This window comes from Gelidibacter pelagius (genome assembly GCF_017581925.1).
Taxonomy (GTDB): Bacteria; Bacteroidota; Bacteroidia; order Flavobacteriales; family Flavobacteriaceae; genus Gelidibacter; species Gelidibacter pelagius.
Map to the genome: position 1 here is coordinate 1 of NZ_JAGEVG010000043.1, position 3,742 is coordinate 3,742.

The 3,742-nt window shown below is 41.4% G+C and carries 3 protein-coding genes; all 3 read right to left on the reverse strand.

Going from position 1 to position 3,742, the window contains the following annotated elements:
* Nucleotides 1–364: 364 nt before the first annotated feature.
* The gene (locus tag J4051_RS18630; RefSeq protein ID WP_208235397.1) at nucleotides 365–685 is read right to left on the reverse strand and encodes a GIY-YIG nuclease family protein; all 321 of its coding nucleotides are present in this window, start codon (nucleotides 683–685) and stop codon (nucleotides 365–367) included.
* 257 nt (nucleotides 686–942) lie between these two features.
* Nucleotides 943–1,920, reverse strand: coding sequence for an SDR family oxidoreductase (locus J4051_RS18635; protein WP_208235398.1), 978 nt, complete (start codon nucleotides 1,918–1,920; stop codon nucleotides 943–945).
* A complete protein-coding gene (locus tag J4051_RS18640) occupies nucleotides 1,920–3,212 on the reverse strand; it encodes a nucleotide sugar dehydrogenase (RefSeq protein WP_208235399.1) in 1,293 nt (430 codons plus the stop codon). The genes J4051_RS18635 and J4051_RS18640 overlap by 1 nt, the downstream gene beginning before the upstream one ends.
* Between the last annotated feature and the right edge of the window lie 530 nt (nucleotides 3,213–3,742).

Below are 3,742 nucleotides of genomic sequence, written 5' to 3' on the forward strand. Positions count from 1 at the left end.
GGTCCGCTTTTTTATTTTTAATAGTTTAACGAAACAGGCATTCCAAACCTCAATACAAAGCGTCATTACATTCCCCCACAAGCATCATTGCGTTCTCCCACAAGCATCATTGCGTTCCCCCACAAGCGTCATTGCGAGAAGCGACGAACGAGCGACGCCCCACAAGCGTCATTGCGAGGAGTGACGAAGGAGCGACGCGGCAATCTCATGGTTGGGTAGCCTAACAGACACAGATCGCCGCGCTCGATAGCTTCGCTATATACATTCAATGAAGCAGTACTTCCTTTCATGTAACCCTCGAAATGAAGCTTGGGTTGGAGTCCTCGCAATGTCACGAGAGTCATAGAACTTCGCAATAATGCATTTAAATGGTATCTTCAGAATCCCCAAACATTTCCTTAACTTCCTCATACAAATCAATCCAATCAGGGTTGATACTTTCGATCAATTCCACCTTTTTTGCTCTACTGCCTGCTTTTAATTGTTTTTCCCGGCCTATGGCATCACCTATCATTTGAAAGGCTTCATAATAGACCAGTTTATCCAGATTATATTTTGCAGTAAAGGATTTTAGATTGAATTTCTCTTTGTGTTGCTTTACACGGATCACAATGACGGATGTCACTCCAACATACAAAGTGGTGTTGTTTTTATTGGTGAGGATGTAAATGAAACCGGGTTTCATGAGGTGCTTGTTTTTAAATGGTGGTCAATGCGAGTCTTGTATATTCGTCATTGGGAGGAGCGACGTGGCAAATGCGAAGCATTCACTAATACCTAAATTTAAAAATAATCAATTGTTAGTAATCTGTCTGTTATGGCGCCACAACTAGGAGATTGCTTCGTCCTTCGTCCTCGCAATGACGCCAGGGTGGGGTCCTCGCAATGACGCTTGGCTCGGGTGTGTGCAATATCCACTACCCTCTATCCTCTACTCTCTTTTTAAGCAAACGCATCCCAAGTAATCTTCAATCCTTCCCTCACCGTATACCGTGGCGAATACCCCAATAACTCCTTGGCTTTTGAAATATCCGCTAAAGAATCGCGGACATCGCCTTGGCGCTCTGGGCCATAATCTGCTTTTAACTGAGAGTCGGCGGCAGATTTAAGCGAGTCCCATAAATAATTGATATCAATACGTTCGCCACAGGCAACGTTGAACACTTGATTGGCGGCCGCCTTTGAAGCAAACATGCCTTTGACATTGGCTTGAATCACATTATCAATAAAAGTGAAATCTCTTGTTTGTCCGCCGTCGCCATTGATTTTAGGTGATTTATCATCTTTTAAGGCCTGCATAAACAACGGAATTACCGCTGCATAGGCACCATTGGGACTTTGTTTTGGTCCAAATACATTGAAGTATCTAAAACCAATCACATCTGTGCCGTAGGTTTTGCCAAACACGTCGGCGTAGAGTTCGTTGACGTATTTGGTCACTGCGTAAGGCGATAAAGGTTTTCCAATAGTGTCTTCCACTTTTGGCAAGGATTTGCTATCGCCATAAGTAGAACTGGAAGCGGCATAGACCATGCGCTTCACATTTGGATTGTCCTTGATGGCAATCATCATATTCAAAAAGCCAGAAATGTTCACATCGTTTGTGGTGGCCGGATCATTGATCGATCTTGGCACAGAGCCCAGCGCCGCTTGATGAGACACATAGTCCATATCCTTCACCGCGCGGTGGCAGGTGTCCACGTCTCTGATATCACCTTCCATCAATTCGAAGGCGGGATTCGCCATAAATTCGGTAAGGTTCTCTCTATAGCCGTTTGAGAAATTATCGAGCACACGGACTTTCTTTGCGCCATGTTGCAAGAGGTATTGGACCAGATTGGATCCAATAAAGCCTGCGCCACCGGTAATTAAAAAGCTGTAGTTTGATAAATCTTCGGTATGATAAGGATGTGTGTACATTATAATCTGGCGTCAACGGATTCTATTGGCAATAAGCATTTGACGTCAAAAATAACGCCGATATCTGATTTTAAATTCTTGAGATCCAACTTTAAAAACTCATTATGGGCAACTGCTACGACAATAGCGTCATATTTGGAAGCCAATTTGGTATCGGTACAAATCAGGTCGAAGTCGTATTCATGTTTTACTGCATCTGCAGAGGCCCATGGATCATAAACATCAACCTCCACATCATAACTTTCAAATTCCTTGATGATATCAATCACTCGGGAATTTCTGATGTCTGGACAATTCTCTTTAAAGGTAATTCCCAATACCAAGGCTTTGGATCCTTTGATGGTGGCTCCTTTTTTGATCATCATTTTAACAGTTTCCTGAGCAACGTAACTGCCCATACTGTCATTCATCTTACGGCCTGCCAATATAATTTCAGGATTGTATCCAGATTCAATCGCTTTTTGGGCCAAATAATACGGATCCACACCAATACAGTGTCCTCCTACTAATCCTGGAGACATTTTAATAAAATTCCATTTGGTACCTGCTGCTTCCAAAACCGCTTTGGTATCAATGTCCAGCAATCTAAAAATTTTGGCCAGTTCATTCACAAAGGCAATATTGATATCGCGTTGCGAATTTTCAATAACCTTGGCCGCTTCGGCAACTTTTATGCTTGGAGCCATGTGGGTACCAGCAGTAATAATGGTTTTGTAGAGATTATCGACTTTGATTGCGATTTCAGGTGTTGAACCTGAAGTGACCTTCAAGATTTGAGTCACTGTATGGATCTTATCTCCCGGATTGATGCGCTCTGGCGAATAGCCCGCAAAGAAATCGACGTTAAATGTCAATCCTGATTCCTTCTCCAAGATCGGCACACAGATATCTTCGGTGACTCCCGGATAGACCGTGGATTCGTAAATAACGATAGCATCTTTTTTCAATACCTTACCTACAGTTTCACTCGCTTTTACCAAAGGTGTGAAAATTGGCTTGTTTAGTGCATCCGTTGGTGTTGGGACGGTAACGATATAAAAATCAGAATCTTCGATATCTGCCGTGTCATTTGAAACAAACAGGCCGCTTTTGGCCTTAGGATCTGTAACTAAGAGAGACTGAAGAATGTCATTATCAACTTCCAAAGTTCTATCCACGCCCTGGTTCAGCTCGTCAATTCGCTTTTGGTTGATGTCAAAACCGACAACCAAAAATTGCTTTGCAAATTCTACAGCAAGTGGTAAACCTACATATCCTAATCCTAATACCGTAATTTTGGGGTGACTTGTCATTATGAGTTTTTTATGGATTTTAAAATAAAGAGCAAATCTAAAGAAAATCTACAATTTTGAACGTGTTTTTTATTGATTTCAACCTTAAGGCTCCATTTTATCGTTCTATTGTAGCTTTCGGGGGCTAACTGATCTGCCAAAGTCAAGAAACTCTGGGTATTAAAACCTTCCATTGGGAATAAATGCTTCGTCTTTACATTTAAATGTTAACAGATCTAAGACAAGATCTTAACCGCAAGGAGCGCAATGAAAAATCGCAAGGGACGCAAGGTTTTAAAAAGTAATAAATTACATCGGTAGGTGTGCGATGGGTATGAGTGTATCAAAATTCAAGATTCAAGATTCTGTAGCGTCCGATATAAGAATCAAGACCGCTGCGCTATAAGAATCAAGAACCAAGACTAAAAAACTTAGAACATTTAAAATGTGGCTTTAAAAATTAAAAGCTCGACGGAATTAGCATAATTTTGTGTTTCTCCTAAACAGATTCAAAATGACAGTAATTTTAAAGAAACTCTCATAGAGCCTTT